This window comes from Streptococcus sp. 20925_1_69, from assembly GCF_041432365.1.
In the GTDB taxonomy this organism is placed as follows: Bacteria; Bacillota; Bacilli; order Lactobacillales; family Streptococcaceae; genus Streptococcus.
The window spans coordinates 53,732-70,609 of the sequence record NZ_JAPVZL010000006.1; the positions used below are offsets into that span (position 1 = coordinate 53,732).

Sequence of the window (16,878 nt, forward strand, 5' to 3'; positions counted from 1 at the left end):
CTGATTTTATGAGCAATAGTTGAGAGGAAGCGTTTTTATTTTAAGCAAAAGAAAAGAGGAACTTTCATCCCTCTCTTCTTTGATTTAGTTATAAAATCTTATTTTTCTGTCAAGGCTGCAAGTCCTGGAAGAACTTTACCTTCAAGAAGTTCCATTGATGCTCCACCACCAGTAGAGATCCATGAGAATTTATCTGCACGTCCAAGGTTGATCGCTGCGGCAGCTGAGTCACCACCACCGATGATTGATTTAACGCCTGGTTGTTTCACGATAGCGTCCATCACACCGATTGTACCAGCTTGGAAGTCTGGGTTTTCAAATACACCCATAGGTCCGTTCCATACAACTGTTTTCGCACCAGTCAAAGCTTCGTCAAATTTAGCGATAGATTTTGGACCGATGTCAAGACCAAGGAAACCTTCAGAAACTGCTTCACCTTCAGTATCACGCACTTCAGTGTAACCAGCAAATGCGTTAGCTTCTTTTGAGTCAACTGGCAAGATCAATTTACCGTTTGCTTTTTCAAGAAGAGCTTTCGCAACATCCAATTTGTCTTCTTCTACAAGTGAGTTACCGATTTCGATACCTTGTGCTTTGTAGAATGTGTAAGTCATACCACCACCGATAAGAACTTTATCAGCTTTTTCAAGCAAGTTTTCGATAACACCGATCTTGTCTGAAACTTTTGAACCACCAAGGATAGCCACGAATGGACGTTCTGGAGTTTCAACTGCTTCTTGGATGTAGGCAATTTCGTTTTCAAGAAGGAAACCAGCAACTGCTTTTTCAACGTTTGCTGAGATACCAACGTTAGATGCATGTGCACGGTGAGCTGTACCAAATGCATCGTTTACGAAGATACCATCTCCAAGTGATGCCCAGTATTTACCAAGTTCAGGATCGTTTTTAGATTCTTTTTTGCCGTCAACATCTTCGTAACGAGTGTTTTCAACCAAAAGAACTTGTCCATCTTCAAGAGCGTTGATCGCTGCTTCCAATTCAGCACCACGAGTGACACCTGGGAAAACAACGTCTTGGCCCAATTTAGCTGCCAAGTCTGCTGCTACAGGAGCAAGTGATTTACCAGCTTTATCAGCTTCTTCTTTCACACGTCCAAGGTGAGAGAAAAGAATTGCACGTCCACCTTGTTCGATGATGTACTTAATAGTTGGAAGAGCTGCTGTGATACGGTTGTCGTTAGTGATTACGCCATCTTTCAATGGTACGTTGAAGTCAACACGAACGAGGACTTTTTTACCTTTCAAGTCAACGTCTTTAACAGTAAGTTTTGCCATGTTACAAAAACCCCTTTATTTATTTTATTCGAAACTATTATATCACACTTTGGAAATATAAGGAAAGATTTCACAAGATTTTTCGATATTTAATCTTCATCTTCTTTTTTCTGTTTCAATGTCAAGGCTAAACTAGCAAGACCAAGGCTTACCAATCCTGCTATTAGGGCTTCATTGGCATCAGCAGTTCCTGTGTTTGGCAATTGTTTGCTTGCTTCTTCTGATTTAACTGCTGTATTTTGGACTGGTTTTTCTTGTGTAGGCGCTACTGCTGGTTCTGTTTTTACTTTTGTTCCAATTTCAACAATTTCTGGAATCGCCTCTTGGATGACTTCTGTTGAACGAAGACGACGCTGACCGTTTTCATCAACTTCAAAGACATGTCTCAACAGACCATCTCGTCCCTGTATGATGACTCGTTGTTCCCCAACTAGCATCTCAGCATTTTCATGCTCTTGACGATCAAAGGCAACCTTTTCCTCTTGAACTTCCAATTTAGGAGCCTTTGGTTGATCAGAAGCCGGTTGATTAGTAGGTTTTGGAAGGTCTGTGTTTTGTGGTGCTGGATTGGCAGGAATGAGACCAGTACCTACTTCTACGATTTCAGGGCTTGCTTCTTTCAAAACTTCTGTAGCGCAAAGCGTACGATTGCCTTGACTATCTACTTCAATCAAGCGGCGAATTTGCCCCTCAACTCCTGCTTGGACAAGTTGACGTTGACCGACTGGGAGATTTGGATTTGGACGTTCTTGGTGTTCGAAGGCAATACTTGTCTCTTCAACTTCTAATTTCGGAGTATCCACAACCAAATTCTTGACACCTTCAGCTGGTTCCTTGCTTGAAATAACTTTTTCGACTGGTTTAGCAGGTTGTGGTTTTTCAGCAGACTCATAAACAAAGGCATAATGTGTAAAGTGTGGTGCTGTAAAGATAACATGACTATCCGTTTGTTCAAAGGCCAATTCTACTGCTTCTTTGCCTTCAGGTAAGAAGAAGATTTTCTTCACTTTCTTATCTTTTTCAATTGGAATTTTCACAATAGAAGCGTAAGAGAGATCAACGTCTTGGCCCTTTTCATCTAGACCTTCTATTTCAAAGACATGAGCATCTTCTTCAGCAAAATATTTCTTCTCTTCAGCACTTGCTTGAACACGCTCTACTTTCAAGCCCTTGATTACAGTCTTTTCTTTATTTGAGAAGTGTACTTCAACACCTGTTTTACTATCAGAAAAGACTGCTGGTTTATCTTCTTTCAATAAGGCAACCAGATCTTTTAGACTTTGTTTCGCTGTTGCAAGCTCTTCTGGGCTCAAATCTACTTTTTCAACCAATGCCTTGTTCTTCTCAAGAAGTGGAGCTAGGGCAGAACCTGAAGGATGGTTTGGTTTGGCAGCCAAGAGTTCTTGAGCCTCACCTGTTAAGCGATCGAGTTCTGTCTTTTCTTCCGTAAATTTCTCTTGACCATTCAGAGCTTTATGAGCTTCTGTCAATTTATTAAGTCGGTCATTAACCTGATCTTGGGTGCTAGTTTCATGATCTTTCAACACTTGTTCGGCCGCTTCAATTGCTTTCAAGAAGGCTTCTTTTACTTCTGGTGAAGCAAAGTTATAGACCACCTTGTTCTTAGCCGCTTCAACTTCTGCTAATTTTTGTTTAAGGTACTCATCGTTCAATGCTGCTTTTGGAGATACCAAAACATCAAAGTTGACTTCATGACCTTGATAACGAAGCTTCAAGGTTTGACGACCAGTCTTTTGAGCATCGTAACCAGAAATTTCAACCCCCTCATCAGTAAAGGAATGTTCTTCCATAGTGTCATTGCTATAAGCCACTGCAAAACGTCCTTCAGACAAGTCTAAGTTATCACCAACTAGGTAATCTTTTTTCGGTTCCTGACTTACTTCAATTCCCAAAATAGTTTTCGGTGTTGCTTCATCCTGGCTAGTAACAGTCACTGCAAAATTCGCATTTACTGGTTGTCCCAAGTATTGGAGGGTAAGATTTTGTTCTCCCTTATGATGCGTATCAAAACCTGATACTGATACACCTGCATGAGTTAGGCGAATAAGTTCGTCCTCAGCTCCACCTTCATACTGAACTCGAAGAACACCACCTCTAAGGTCTAAATCCTCCCCTTCGGCGTAGCTTGTTTTCTTAGGTCCTGTTTCTAGGCTGACTGACTTGATTCTTCTGTCATCTTTTGGAACGGAAACAGCTAGGACATTACTAATTTCCTTGCCTGGCAACTGGGTACGATAGTAAAGAAGACCAGATTGATTTGTCAAATCCAATGGTGAACTTGCTAGGTCACCTCCAACTTCGCTCTTCAAGGTTGCAAGCGGAGTTTGAGAATTTGGATTGTCATAAACGGTAATGGTTGCTCCAGCTGCTACGTCTGCAAAGCCAACTTGTACCTTGTTATTGCCTAGAGAACGGGCTGCAGCCTTGGCCATCGGAATATTGACACTTTCCGTATCAAGCTTTTCATACATTTTCCAGTTATAGATACGAATCGCCTTCCATGGAGTTCCATTATCAGAAGTGACTACATTCAAGCGCCAGTCTTGAGCTGTGATTGGTTTATCAAGGGTAATATCTGTAACATGGGCTTTATTGCCACGAACTTCCTTAGCCAACTTCCATTGACCATCCGCATCTTTATAATAGAGGTCAAAGTCTTTGGTGTTCATCAAACCGTCGTTTACAGATTCTCCACCAGCTCCAGCATGGTCCATCACCCATCTAACAACTGTACGTGGCTGGGTCAAACGAATATCCACACTACCACTTAACTGTCCAGAAGACCACTTGTCTGAAAGACTGGTAATGGTACCATTCAACATACCTTCAATACCTTCACCACCTTCAGTCTTAGGGAAAGTACTATCAATAACTGTTGCACCTGGAACGATATTTTCAGCTAGTGGTTTTGGTAGGCTGGTATCTTTTACAGTCATACCCCAATCAAAGGTTGTGGTTGCGGCTTCTGAACGAACTCCATTTTTACCGACTGCTACAACCTTCAGTTCTTGAGTTGTACCTTGAGCACTTGCTGAGCGGCTAACTTTTGGTAGATAAATAGTTGTAGAAGATGAGCCAGTTAGTAATTTCCAGCTGTCTCCATCTTTTTCGTAAACTTCATAGAAATCTGCATCCTTGTTGCCTTTAAATTGCACAACTGCTTCCGCTTCTTGGGCATTTTTAAGGACTTGTTTGGCTACAGCTACTGTGGTTGGTGCCTGAGGAGCATCTTGATTATTGCTGATGGTCAATTGCCCCAGGTTAAATTGATAACCTTTTAAGTCTTTATCATTTTCAAAATAGAGTTTAATACCGTAAATTGTTTTACCTGCTAAGGCACTCAAATCAAAATCATCGGTAGTCCAGTTATCTGAAACTGTCAATTCTTTACGGGCAGCTTCATCACCGTAGGTATAATCTTTCTTGGTTGCAAATTCTACATAAACCTTGGTCCCTTTGCCTCCTTTGTGGGCAACATGCAATTTGGTGGTATCTGTCACCTTCAAGCGAGTAGAGTACAAATTCACATCTTGCTTGGTCGCACCTGAAAGATCCCCTGCAAATTTGAGAGAAGTTCCACCATTATAAGCATCTTCAAAATCATAGCTTGCTTTCAACTTATCACCAGTTGATTTTTGCCACCAGCGCCATGTTGGAAGAACACCTGAAACTGAACGGTAATTCCACTCAGAATCCTTAGAAACTTTACCATCTACGAACCATTTTCTACCATGACCTGTATTAAAGGAAGTAGTAAAAGTATGACCTACTGCTGGAGTGCGGTCTGCAACTAGGTTAGCAATCCCATACCAATCTTTATCACCTGGTTTTTGGCCAGTAGGGTCTCCTTGATAACCTGTAAAGAAGATATCTTCATTCTTATGATAATCTTCACCAGTTTTTCCTAAACTTGTAATGGTATCTGGGGCGAACAAACCAAGAGAAAGACGCAATTTGCCATTTTCATCTAAAATGTCATTCCACTTAACCTTGGTCTTGTAGGAACCACCCTGTTGCAATTCCAATCCTGCAAACACATCATAAGGATTACGGCCAATCCAATTGGCAGTTGCAATAGTGTAATCATTCTTAGCCTTATCCCAGTTAAAGTTAGCAAAGAAGTTATCTGCTGGAACCTTATCTCCCTCTGGTTGCATGAATTGGTAGTTGTATTCTCCCAAACCATCCTGGTGGTAACGTCCATAGTTATAGGTCATAGCATCATACCAAGAATACTTAATTGGATGGTTTACCTTAGCAGCATACTCCTTGGTATAGAGCATAAACTGGCGCATCTTTTCTCCAAGAGGTTCCACCAAATCTCCAGTTGTTTCCTGGTTGATGAAATAACCATCATAGCCATAATACTTGGCCATATCCACCAATTTACGGGCAATTGGGAAGCTACCATCTGGGTCTTGCTTCAAAGCTTCAGCAAATTTTTCTTGATCTGCAATACTATTAGACCAGTTGAAGAAGAGTGTACCATATACAGGAACCCCGTTACGGTGACCTGCATCAATAACGTCAGGAGTTGGAACGAGGCCTTCCCAGAAAACCATTGAATCTAGATATTGCCAATAGTCAAAAGCATAAGCCTTGAACTCTTCTCCACCAACAGAAGCATGGTCTTTTGCTTTAGAATTGGTGTTTGATAGGGCTTGTACTTTTGCTTCCTTGCTAGCTTTTTCATTGACCAAATGACCTGTCCGACGTGAAGCGAGGGCAACAGACCCGCGGTTAATAGCATCATCTTCACGAGCTCCGGGTTCCCATTTCAATAAATCTTCCCAAGAATTAAATTTCATTTCCTTTGGTTTTAATGTTTTTTCTGTATTTTTAGGGACATCTGGCTGGACTTCTTTTTCAGTCTTATTAGCTTCTGCTACTGGCTTAGACTCATCTCCTTGGCTAGTTGCTTCAGGCTTTGCTTCCGTTTCCTTGTCAGACTTAGGTTTTGCTTCTGCAGATGGTGTTTCTGCAGCCACCTCACTTGGTTTTTCCTCTGGTTTAGCTATGCTGGTCGCCTCTGCAGTTTCAGTAGTTGCAGCTTCATTGCTTGCTGGCGAAGCAGTTTCAGATGCTGTCTCTACTCCTTCTACCTTTTCTGGCTTGTTTTCTCTAGCTTCTTCTCCCTCATTCTGCTTATCAGCTTCATTGGTCGAATGCTCACTCTCTCCTGAAACAAGCTCTGTATTGGCTCCCTTATTTTCAGGAACTGCAGTTTCTTCTGCCAAGGCTGGACCAGCAAATAAAACAGCCCCAATCATCAGCGAGCAGGCACCTACTGATAACTTACGAATACTGTAACGACAACGTCTTTCGAAAAATGGATTCTTCATTTTCTCCTCCTAAAAGATTGATTTTGTTGCATAAAAGAAAGCGCTTAACTTTCTTTATAAAATTTTTTATCCCAATCACAGGGACCAAGATAATTCCTCCCTCATTTTAAAATATTTCTTTTAAATGTCAATATATAAAAGGAAATACCTATATCTAGGTTAGAAATTGGTAAAATTAATATAATTAAGGCCCATTCTCACGAATTTTCTTTCTAAAATCTTAGCTTAACACTTGTTAGATTTACTTTTATCCTTTAAAATAGAATAGGAGAAATTCCGTTATTATTTTTCGGAGGAAAAAGAAATGTCCATTAATTGGCAGGAAATTTTATTTCACTTTTTAGGTGGTCTGGGACTATTCTTATATAGTATCAAGACCATGGGAGACGGTTTGCAACAAGCTGCTGGAGATCGCCTTCGTTTTTACATTGACAAGTACACTAGCAATCCCTTTTTAGGTGTTCTAGTCGGGATTGTCGTGACTGCCCTGATTCAATCAAGTACAGGGGTTACAGTTATCACAGTTGGACTGGTCAGCGCTAGTCTTCTAACTCTTAGACAGGCTATCGGAATTATCATGGGAGCCAACATCGGAACCACCGTCACTTCCTTTATCATTGGTTTCAAGCTTGGCGAGTATGCTTTACCCTTGATTTTCCTTGGAACCATGTTCCTATTCTTTACAAAAAACAGAACAGCAAACAATATCGGGCGCATCCTGTTTGGTGTAGGGGGAATCTTCTACGCCCTCAACCTTATCAGTGCCGGTATGAGTCCTCTTAAAGATCTACCACAATTCAAGGAATATATGGTAACCTTGGGACAAAATCCTGTATTAGGAGTTTTTGCCGGTGCAGTGATTACCGTTCTCATCCAAGCTTCTTCTGCGACAATCGGGATTTTGCAAGGTCTCTATGCAGGTGGATTCCTTGACCTTAAAGGTTCGCTACCAGTTCTCTTCGGGGATAATATCGGGACAACCCTAACAGTTATCATCGCGGCAGCTGGAGCCAATATCTCTGCAAAACGCGTTGCTGCAACCCACGTTACCTTTAACGTTTTAGGAACTATTCTTTGCTTAATCTTATTAGGTCCATTTACATCTATGATTGAGTACTTCCAGGCACTCCTTCACCTCTCACCTGAGATGACCATCGCCTTCTCTCATGGTGCCTTTAACGTAAGTAACACTATTGTACAATTTCCATTCATCGGAGCCTTGGCCTACTTTGTAACCAAGCTCATCCCTGGTGAAGATGAAGTTGTGAAGTACGAGCCGCTTTACCTTGATGAGCATTTGATTAAACAAGCTCCATCAATCGCCCTCGGAAATGCGAAGAAAGAGCTCCTTCACTTAGGAAATTATGCTTCTAAAGCCTTTGACCTTTCATACAACTACATCATTGACCTCAATGAAAAAGTTGCTGAAAAAGGACACAAGACAGAAGAAGCTATCAATACCATTGATGAAAAATTGACTCGTTACCTTATTACTCTTTCAAGTGAAGCCCTTAGCCAGAAAGAAAGTGAAGTGCTGACTAACATCCTAGATTCATCCCGTGATTTGGAAAGAATTGGGGACCACGCAGAAGCCCTAATCAATCTGACCGACTACCTTCAACGTAAAAATGTTGAGTTTTCTGAAGCTGCTTTACAGGAATTGGCTGATATCTATCAAAAAAACACTGGCTTTATCAAGGATGCCCTTGACAGCGTGGAAAACAATGATATTGAAAAAGCTCAAAGTCTGATTGAACGCCATAAAGAAATCAACAATATGGAACGTGTTCTCAGAAAGACTCACATCAAACGTCTCAACAAGGGCGAGTGTTCAACGCAAGCTGGGGTCAACTTTATCGATATTGTTTCCCACTACACTCGTGTATCAGACCATGCTATGAATCTAGCTGAAAAGGTCATTGCCGAACAAATCTAAGTACCAAGAAGCTATCCTGAATGGGATGGCTTTTTCTTCTCCTTATAAAGAATTACTTTTCTACCCTATAGAAAAATGCTTTGATTCACAATGGAATCAAAGCATTTTAAAGAGCTCCCCATACATAAGCGCAGAAGCTGCAGTTCCCCTGTACTTGGCTTCTTCTCTTTTGATAAAGCGAGCCAAGTTGAGCAACTCAGGTGCTGGATGTTTAGGATTTAGGAGCAATTCACGATTGACCAGACCTGAGAGACGAACTGCCAGCAATTGCTCATTTGTAGTAGGCAGTTTTTTAGCAGTCTCTAGGAGAGCAGCAACTAAATCTTCACTCAAATCATGTCGAGCATGATTGTAAAGATCTTTTACAAGGCTTTCTAGGTTTGGTTCTACCATCCCTACCACCTCCCTTATGGTTTAATAATTTTTAATCAAATCAACCGTTGAACGATCCAATTTCTTCACCAAGGCTTGTAAGAAAGCTTGAGCTTCTAGGAAGTCATCCATTGCATAGAGGGTTTGGTGAGAATGGATATAACGAGCGCAGACACCGATAGTTGTTGATGGAACACCGCCATTTTTCAGATGAGCTGCTCCTGCATCCGTTCCGCCTTTACCACAGTAGTATTGGTACTTGATACCAGCTTCTTCAGCTGTTGTCAAAAGGAAGTCCTTCATACCTGGGAGAAGCAAATGACCTGGATCATAGAAGCGAATCAAGGTTCCATCCCCAATCTTACCTTGACCTCCATAGACATCGCCAGCAGGTGAGCAGTCAACTGCTAGGAAAACCTCTGGGTCAAATTTAGTTGTAGAAGTATGAGCACCACGGAGACCAACCTCTTCTTGGACGTTAGAGCCAAGATAGAGTTCATTTCCGAGTTTTTGACCTGACAAAGCTTCTGCCAACTCGCTCACCATGAGAACCCCGTAGCGATTATCCCAAGCTTTTGAAATGATATTTTTTTCATTGGCTGTCAAGATCGCAGAACTATCAGGGACAATGGTATCGCCAGGACGGATACCAAAGCTTTCTGCCTCAGCTTTATCCGCAAAACCGCCATCAAAGACGATATCTGCAATAGCAGGCATGGTTGGTCCACCCTTACCACGAGTCAAATGTGGAGGGACAGAACCTGAAATCACAGGAATTTCACGACCATCACGAGTCAAGAGTTTAAAGCGTTGGCTGCTAACCACCATAGGGTTCCAACCGCCGATTTCTACCACACGGAAGGTACCATCTGGCTTGATCTCACTAACCATAAAACCAACTTCATCCATATGAGAAGCGACCAAGACGCGCGGTGCATTCGTAGCTTCTGAATGTTTAATCCCGAAAATACCACCCAAGCCATCTGTCACCACTTCATCCACATGCGGTGTCAACTTTTCACGAAGATAGGCACGGACAGGCGCTTCATGACCTGAGATCGCAGCAAGTTCTGTTACTTCTTTGATTTTTGAAAATAATGTTGTCATTTCAGTTCCTTCTTTCTTTCATCTATTTTACCACTTTTTATAGGAGAAGGATAGCTGAAAAGTGGATTTATAAGTTACTATCTCATTCTAGCTGTATCGTAGAAAAGGAAAGTATTGTCTTGCATTTGAAGTGAAATCTAAAAAAATTCCAAGATTAACTCGAAACTTTATTTCCAAACAAAAAAACAACCCAATACCAAAATCGTTCAGCTTTCATGAAATTTACAGAAAATAGTTGACTTTCCTTTCCTCTTTCTTTAAAATAGTACAAAACTAGAAAAAGGAAAAAAATCATGACCAAAACAATTCTTGTTACAGGTGGAGCCGGCTACATTGGCTCTCATACCGTTAAAGCTCTTTTAAATGCTGGCTATCAGGTACATGTTCTCGATAATCTCTCTACAGGAAATCGTTCAGCTGTAGATAATCGTGCTAGCTTTAAACAACTGGATGTTTATGATGCTAGTGCCTTAAAAGCTTATTTGGAAGAAAACAAGATTGACGCTGTTCTCCATTGTGCAGGTGAAATTGTTGTGAGCGAAAGTATTGAAAATCCAAGTAAATACTTCACTGCCAATGTTGCTGGTATGAACCAAGTTCTCAAAGTCTTATCTGAAGTTGGTATTCAAAAAATCATGTTCTCTTCGACTGCTTCTCTTTATGGTAATAACTGTATTGACAAGCCAGCTACTGAAGATACCCTGCTCGACCCTGTCAACCCTTATGCAGAGACAAAACTGATGGGTGAACGAATGATTTACTGGATGGCCAATCGCTACGATTGGAAATATGTTATTTTCCGTTACTTTAATGTTGCTGGGGCTGAAATGGATGCTTCAAATGGTCTGCGTGTAAAAAATCCAACTCATATTATTCCCAATATCAACAAGACCGCATTGGGACAAAATGATAGCCTAAAAATATTTGGAGATGACTATGATACACGTGATGGTTCATGTATTCGAGATTATATTCATGTCTTGGACCTTGCACAGGCTCATGTTAAAGGAATGAACTACCTATTTCAAGAAAACAGTTCTTCTCAAATCTTTAACTTAGGAACTGAAAAAGGCTATACCGTCAAAGAAATCTTTAAAACTGCTGAGGAATTACTGAATCAAAAAATACCACACGAAATTGTTGCTCGTCGCGCTGGTGACCCAGCTAGCGTCCTAGCAGACGCATCAAAAGCTAAAAAATATCTTGATTGGAAGGCTAGCTACTCCCTCGAAGATATTATTTTATCGGATTATCATTGGCGTGTTAAAGAAGGCAAAAACATTTTAGAATAGGAAAACAGAGGAGAAAGTCCTAGTGCTCTCTCCTTGTTTTATTCATTAAATTGTCAGAAAATTTATTGACAGATTAAAGAAATCGTGTTACAGTAATATCCGCAGGTATCTTTCGATACCAAATCTACATGAAAGGACTGGGTATGAAACTTTCTCATTATTTAATTGGCTTACTTCTACTCCTAGTCTTTCTCTCTATTAGCATTGGGACCAGTGATTTTTCATGGGGAAAACTCTTTGCACTGGATCATGAAACTTGGCTTCTCTTTCAAGAGTCCCGTCTTCCAAGAACTATCAGTATTCTCCTTGCGGCCTCTAGTATGAGTATGGCAGGACTTCTCATGCAGACTATCACTCAAAATCAGTTTGCTGCTCCAAGCACAGTTGGAACGACTGAAGCTGCCAAACTGGGAATGGTGCTGAGCCTCTTTGTCTTTCCGTCGGCTAGTCTGACTCAAAAGATGCTCTTTGCTTTTGTTTCATCCATCGTATTCACCCTCTTCTTCCTAGCCTTTATGGCCATTTTTACTGTAAAGGAAAGATGGATGTTGCCTCTGATTGGGATTATCTATAGCGGAATTATTGGTTCTGTGACAGAAGTTATCGCCTACCGTTTCAATCTGGTTCAGAGCATGACCGCTTGGACCCAGGGCTCCTTCTCCATGATTCAGACCCATCAGTATGAATGGCTCTTCTTAGGTCTCATTATCCTGATAGCCGTTTGGAAATTATCCCAAACCTTTACCATCATGAATCTAGGAAAAGAAACCAGTGAAAGTTTGGGGATTTCCTACTCCCTACTTGAAAAACTAGCCCTCTTTCTGGTAGCCCTAACGACAAGTGTCACCATGATTACCGTGGGTGGCTTACCATTTCTAGGAGTTATCGTTCCCAATCTTGTTCGCAAACGCTATGGAGATAATCTAAGTCAGACCAAACTCATGGTCGCACTGGTTGGTGCCAATCTAGTTCTGGCCTGCGATATCCTATCCCGAGTTCTGATTCGGCCCTATGAGCTGTCTGTCAGTCTTCTACTAGGAATCATTGGTAGCCTCGTCTTTATCCTACTTCTCTGGAGAGGGGGACGAAAAGATGCAGTTTAAAAGCAAACATACCAAGCTCTTCTTGCTTCTCATTATTCTTGCTATCGGAGCTTGTCTCCTCTATTTTTGGCCCATCACCCACCTGTCTGCCTTTGCTTGGAAGTTGCGTTCCCAAAAGATAGTTGTTTATCTCTTGGTAGCCATCGCGACAGGGATTTCGACCATTAGTTTTCAAACCCTAACGGAAAATCGCTTCCTGACGCCAAGTATTTTGGGAATCGAATCCTTCTACGTCCTACTACAAACTCTGCTACTGTTTTTTGAAAGCAAGTTTCTTCAACTTGGCAAGTCCCCTATCTTAGAATTCCTAATCTTACTTCTCGTCCAATCCCTCTTCTTTCTCGCCTTACAAGGCTACTTGAAGACACTGATGAAACAAGACCTGGTCTTCATCCTGCTAATCTGTCTAGCCCTCGGAAGTCTCTTTCGAAATATCAGTACCTTCCTTCAGGTCCTGATGGATCCAAACGAATACGATAAACTGCAGAACAGTCTCTTTGCCTCTTTTCAGCATCTCAACACTTCCATCCTAGCCATCGGCTCTCTGATTATCCTTGCTTTGACCATCTTTTTCTTTCGAAAAGCAGTCATTCTGGATGTCTTGCACCTACAAAGAGAAACGGCTCAGATATTGGGACTCGATGTTGAAAAAGAACAGAAAGAACTCCTCTGGGGCATCGTGCTTTTGACCTCAACGGTCACCGCCTTGGTAGGACCTATGGCCTTCTTCGGCTTTATGCTAGCCAACCTTACTTACCTGATTGTCAAAGATTATCGGCACAAATTGCTCTTTATCGTAGCCATTCTGGTCGGATTTATCAGTTTGACCTTGGGGCAAGCCCTGATTGAACGAGTCTTTGCGCTGGAAATTCGCATCAGTATGGTCATCGAGAGTGTAGGGGGGCTCCTATTCTTTATCTTACTTTACAGGAGGGCGCGTCAGTGAAACTGGAAAACATTGACAAATCCATTCAAAAACAGGATATTTTACAAGACATTTCGCTTGAAGTCAGTCCTCAAAAACTGACAGCCTTTATTGGTCCCAATGGTGCTGGAAAATCAACTCTCCTCTCCATTATGAGTAGACTAACCAAGAAGGATCAGGGAATTCTCAGTATCAAAGATCGTGAAATCGAGAGTTGGAATTCACAAGAACTGGCTCAAGAACTGACCATCCTAAAGCAGAAAATCAATTACCAAGCCAAATTGACGGTTGAAGAACTGGTCAGTTTTGGACGTTTTCCCTACAGCCGAGGTCGACTGAGACCAGAAGATTGGGAAAAAATCCGAGAAACTTTGGACTATCTGGAACTGACCAACCTAAAAGACCGCTACATCGATAGCCTGTCTGGGGGACAGCTCCAACGTGTCTTTATCGCTATGGTACTGGCCCAGGATACGGACTTTATCTTGCTGGACGAACCACTCAACAATCTCGACATCAAGCAAAGCGTTAGCATGATGCAGATTCTTCGGCGACTGGTGGAAGAACTCGGCAAGACTATTATCATCGTCCTCCACGATATCAACATGGCCAGTCAGTATGCGGATGAAATTGTTGCCTTCAAGGACGGCCAAGTCTTTCGCAAGGGAACAACCAATCAAATCATGCAGGCTGACCTGCTCAGTCAACTTTATGAGATTCCCATCACGCTAGCTGATATCAATGGCAAAAAGATCTGTATCTATAGCTAGTAACATAGAAGCTCAAGTTAGAGAACCTTCAGTCTCTTAGTCAATAAGACCAAGAGATTCCCTAAATCGTTATCACATTTTAAAAAGGAGAAATTATGAAAACATCCCTTAAACTTTACCTTACTGCCCTAGCAGCCAGCTTCTTGCTCCTACTTGGTGCATGTAGTACAAACACAAACTCAAGCACTAGCCAGTCGGAAACAAGTAGCTCTGCTCCAACAGAGGTTACCATTAAAAGCTCACTGGACGAAGTCAAACTTTCAAAAGTTCCTGAAAAAATTGTTACCTTTGACCTCGGTGCTGCGGATACTATTCGCGCTTTAGGTTTTGAAAAGAATATCGTGGGAATGCCTACAAAAACTGTTCCGACTTATCTAAAAGACCTAGCTGGAAAAGTTAAGAATGTTGGTTCCATGGTTGAACCAGACCTAGAAGCCATTGCTGCTCTTGAACCAGATTTGATTATCGCTTCACCACGTACCCAAAAATTTGTAGATAAATTCAAAGAAATTGCTCCGACTGTTCTCTTCCAAGCAAGCAAGGACGACTACTGGACTTCTACCAAGGCTAATATCGAATCCTTAGCAAGCGCCTTTGGTGAAACTGGTACACAGAAAGCCAAGGAAGAATTGGCCAAGCTAGACAAGAGCATCCAAGAAGTCGCTACTAAAAATGAAAGCTCTGACAAAAAAGCCCTTGCTATCCTCCTCAACGAAGGAAAAATGGCTGCCTTTGGTGCCCAATCTCGTTTCTCTTTCTTGTACCAAACCTTGAAATTCAAGCCAACTGATACTCAATTTGAAGATTCTCGCCACGGACAAGAAGTCAGCTTTGAAAGTGTCAAAGAAATCAATCCTGACATTCTCTTTGTCATCAACCGTACCCTTGCAATCGGTGGAGACAACTCTAGTAACGACGGTGTCCTAGAAAATGCCCTCATCGCTGAAACTCCTGCTGCTAAAAATGGCAAGATTATCCAACTAACACCAGACCTCTGGTATCTAAGCGGAGGCGGACTTGAATCAACAAAACTCATGGTTGAAGACGCACAAAAAGCCTTGAAATAAGCAACTTCAAACTCAACTAACATCTTTACATGATAAAACGCATCCTATCAAGCTCACTCAAACCTGATAGGATGCGTTTTTATCATTTCACTAAAATATTTTTACCCAGCCTCATTTTTCTTCTTGATTCCGTTTAAGGGAAAAATGGTCTGGGACGGGGTCCTTGCCTGTTTTCGACCAGGGATGGCAACGTAAAATCCGAGCCAAGCCCATCAAAACACCCTTGAAGCCATGTTTTTCGATAGCCTGAATCATATAGTTTGAACAGGTAGGCTCAAAACGACAAGAGGGGGGAAAGGCTGGCGAGATAAAACGTTGGTAAAAGCGCACAGGCGCTATTAAAATTCGTTTCATTATTTCTTGGTTACAGCCATGGTGTGTAGTTGGCTGACTTCTTTTTTGTTAAGACGACGGGATTCTCCTGGACGGAGTCCTGTCAAGTCTAGATGTCCAAAACGTGTCCGTGATAACTTATCCACTTGAAGACCGACAGCTTCAAACATCTTTTTAACCTGATGGTTACGCCCTTCATGAATGGTTAACTGCACCACAGAACGGTTTTTGACTGGATCCACTTTGAGAATCTCATAGACAGCTGGCTTGGTTTTTTTGCCATCAATCTCAAGTCCACGGGTCAAGGGACGAAGATTGTCCTTATTGGCCACACCTTTAACACGCGCGACATAAACCTTGTCAATCTCATTACGAGGGTGAATCATTTCATCCGTAAAATCCCCATCATTGGTCAAAATCAAGACTCCTGATGTATCCCAGTCCAAACGACCTACAGGGTAGATGCGCTCTTTCACGTTGGGCAAGAGGTCGACAACCGTCTTGCGACCCTTGTCATCTGTCACACTAGAAATGACACCACGTGGTTTGTTAAGCAGATAGTAGACCTTTTCTTCGTTGTAGATAGGTTGACCTTCAACTTCGACCTTGTCGCCTGACTTGATGGTCGTTGCTAGTTCACGTACCACTTGACCGTTAACCGTCACCAAACCTTGCTTGATCAGCTCTTCTGCTTTTCTCCTACTGGCCACACCTGCGTGGGCAATATACTTATTGATTCTCATCTTCTTCTATCCTTTCACCAAATAATTGGCTTTCTTGGGCTTGAATCTCAAGCTCATCAATCACTGGTAATTCTTCCAGATGGTTAATTCCCATATAATCTAGGAAATAATCTGTTGTCACATAGAGGTTGGGGCGCCCCAACACTTCTTTTTTCCCGTCTTCTCGTATCAAGTCAAAGGCCTGCAACTTTGCTAAGGCCCCACTCGAGTTGACCCCACGAATGGCATCAATTTCTATCCGTGTGATGGGTTGCTTGTAAGCAATGATGGACAAGGTCTCAAGGGCAGCCCTAGATAAACTCTGGTTGATAGGTGCCTTAGAGTATTCCTTCAAAATCTCTGCAAATTGAGGCTTGGTCACCAATCTATAAGCGCCCCCTGTCTCAATCAGAGCCAAACTGGAATCTGGGTCCTTTTCATACTTATGGGCTAATTTTTCTAAACTCTGTTGGATGCCTGTCGGGGGAAGCGATAGGAGTTCAGCCAACTGACGGACTCGAATCCCATCTTCGCCTGCTACAAACAAGAGCGCTTCTATTTCTGCTAAAGTACTCATCTTTCCTCTCTATCAA

At 41.9% G+C, this 16,878-nt stretch carries 13 protein-coding genes and 1 pseudogene; 6 read left to right on the forward strand and 8 right to left on the reverse strand.

All coding sequences use genetic code 11. From position 1 onward, the window contains the following. Positions 1-98 precede the first annotated feature (98 nt). The 3 genes and pseudogenes from pgk to O3601_RS05490 form a co-directional block, all read right to left on the reverse strand. Entirely contained in the window at positions 99-1,295 is a 1,197-nt protein-coding gene (gene pgk, locus O3601_RS05480) for a phosphoglycerate kinase (RefSeq protein ID WP_001096743.1), read from the reverse strand. Positions 1,296-1,384: 89 nt separating this feature from the next. After that, positions 1,385-6,334 (reverse strand): bacterial Ig-like domain-containing protein, encoded by a 4,950-nt coding sequence (locus O3601_RS05485; RefSeq protein WP_371471713.1) that lies wholly within the window; start codon positions 6,332-6,334, stop codon positions 1,385-1,387. A gap of 261 nt (positions 6,335-6,595) precedes the next feature. After that, a pseudogene (locus O3601_RS05490) lies at positions 6,596-6,658 on the reverse strand (YSIRK-type signal peptide-containing protein); the annotation flags it as partial. A 304-nt stretch (positions 6,659-6,962) separates the two neighbouring features. Between O3601_RS05490 and O3601_RS05495 the strand changes: the two are divergent. Then, positions 6,963-8,594 (forward strand): Na/Pi cotransporter family protein, encoded by a 1,632-nt coding sequence (locus O3601_RS05495; RefSeq protein ID WP_371471622.1) that lies wholly within the window; start codon positions 6,963-6,965, stop codon positions 8,592-8,594. Positions 8,595-8,690: 96 nt separating this feature from the next. Here O3601_RS05495 and O3601_RS05500 read toward each other — a convergent pair whose 3' ends face one another. Then, positions 8,691-8,987, reverse strand: a complete 297-nt coding sequence (locus O3601_RS05500) for a bacteriocin immunity protein (protein WP_004260989.1) — start codon at positions 8,985-8,987, stop codon at positions 8,691-8,693. Positions 8,988-9,008: 21 nt separating this feature from the next. Continuing rightward, positions 9,009-10,073, reverse strand: a complete 1,065-nt coding sequence (pepA, locus tag O3601_RS05505) for a glutamyl aminopeptidase (RefSeq protein WP_371471625.1) — start codon at positions 10,071-10,073, stop codon at positions 9,009-9,011. A gap of 293 nt (positions 10,074-10,366) precedes the next feature. Between pepA and galE the strand changes: the two genes are divergently transcribed. The 5 genes from galE to O3601_RS05530 all read left to right on the forward strand — a co-directional run bounded on the left by galE (position 10,367) and on the right by O3601_RS05530 (position 15,230). Next, on the forward strand, positions 10,367-11,365 hold the full coding sequence (gene galE / locus O3601_RS05510) for a UDP-glucose 4-epimerase GalE (RefSeq protein WP_371471627.1): 999 nt from the start codon (positions 10,367-10,369) through the stop codon (positions 11,363-11,365). Positions 11,366-11,508: 143 nt separating this feature from the next. Then, positions 11,509-12,468: an ABC transporter permease gene (locus O3601_RS05515; RefSeq protein ID WP_371471629.1), complete on the forward strand. Its 960-nt coding sequence runs from the start codon at positions 11,509-11,511 to the stop codon at positions 12,466-12,468. Continuing rightward, the gene (locus tag O3601_RS05520; RefSeq protein WP_371471632.1) at positions 12,458-13,414 is read left to right on the forward strand and encodes an iron chelate uptake ABC transporter family permease subunit; all 957 of its coding nucleotides are present in this window, start codon (positions 12,458-12,460) and stop codon (positions 13,412-13,414) included. The genes O3601_RS05515 and O3601_RS05520 overlap by 11 nt, the downstream gene beginning before the upstream one ends. Next, entirely contained in the window at positions 13,411-14,163 is a 753-nt protein-coding gene (locus tag O3601_RS05525) for an ABC transporter ATP-binding protein (protein WP_371471635.1), read from the forward strand. The genes O3601_RS05520 and O3601_RS05525 overlap by 4 nt, the downstream gene beginning before the upstream one ends. 95 nt (positions 14,164-14,258) lie before the next feature. Further along, complete coding sequence (locus tag O3601_RS05530) at positions 14,259-15,230, forward strand: siderophore ABC transporter substrate-binding protein (protein ID WP_371471636.1); 972 nt, start codon at positions 14,259-14,261, stop codon at positions 15,228-15,230. Positions 15,231-15,341: 111 nt separating this feature from the next. On the opposite strand, the gene yidD is transcribed toward O3601_RS05530, so the two are convergent. From yidD to scpB, 3 genes are read right to left on the reverse strand one after another with little or no spacing between them, the layout of a single operon-like run. Further along, a complete protein-coding gene (yidD, locus tag O3601_RS05535) occupies positions 15,342-15,584 on the reverse strand; it encodes a membrane protein insertion efficiency factor YidD (RefSeq protein WP_000821624.1) in 243 nt (80 codons plus the stop codon). Next, positions 15,584-16,306, reverse strand: coding sequence for a pseudouridine synthase (locus tag O3601_RS05540; protein WP_254754292.1), 723 nt, complete (start codon positions 16,304-16,306; stop codon positions 15,584-15,586). The genes yidD and O3601_RS05540 overlap by 1 nt, the downstream gene beginning before the upstream one ends. After that, a complete protein-coding gene (scpB, locus tag O3601_RS05545) occupies positions 16,293-16,862 on the reverse strand; it encodes an SMC-Scp complex subunit ScpB (protein ID WP_261031658.1) in 570 nt (189 codons plus the stop codon). The genes O3601_RS05540 and scpB overlap by 14 nt, the downstream gene beginning before the upstream one ends. Positions 16,863-16,878: the final 16 nt, after the last annotated feature.

Coding starts and splice junctions, on each gene's coding strand:
- O3601_RS05540 (WP_254754292.1), bottom strand. CDS start 16,306: ATGAGAATCAATAAGTATATTGCCCACGCAGGTGTGGCCAGTAGGAGA.
- O3601_RS05530 (WP_371471636.1), top strand. CDS start 14,259: ATGAAAACATCCCTTAAACTTTACCTTACTGCCCTAGCAGCCAGCTTC.
- yidD (WP_000821624.1), bottom strand. CDS start 15,584: ATGAAACGAATTTTAATAGCGCCTGTGCGCTTTTACCAACGTTTTATC.
- pepA (WP_371471625.1), bottom strand. CDS start 10,073: ATGACAACATTATTTTCAAAAATCAAAGAAGTAACAGAACTTGCTGCG.
- O3601_RS05500 (WP_004260989.1), bottom strand. CDS start 8,987: ATGGTAGAACCAAACCTAGAAAGCCTTGTAAAAGATCTTTACAATCAT.
- pgk (WP_001096743.1), bottom strand. CDS start 1,295: ATGGCAAAACTTACTGTTAAAGACGTTGACTTGAAAGGTAAAAAAGTC.
- O3601_RS05520 (WP_371471632.1), top strand. CDS start 12,458: ATGCAGTTTAAAAGCAAACATACCAAGCTCTTCTTGCTTCTCATTATT.
- O3601_RS05515 (WP_371471629.1), top strand. CDS start 11,509: ATGAAACTTTCTCATTATTTAATTGGCTTACTTCTACTCCTAGTCTTT.
- scpB (WP_261031658.1), bottom strand. CDS start 16,862: ATGAGTACTTTAGCAGAAATAGAAGCGCTCTTGTTTGTAGCAGGCGAA.
- O3601_RS05495 (WP_371471622.1), top strand. CDS start 6,963: ATGTCCATTAATTGGCAGGAAATTTTATTTCACTTTTTAGGTGGTCTG.
- galE (WP_371471627.1), top strand. CDS start 10,367: ATGACCAAAACAATTCTTGTTACAGGTGGAGCCGGCTACATTGGCTCT.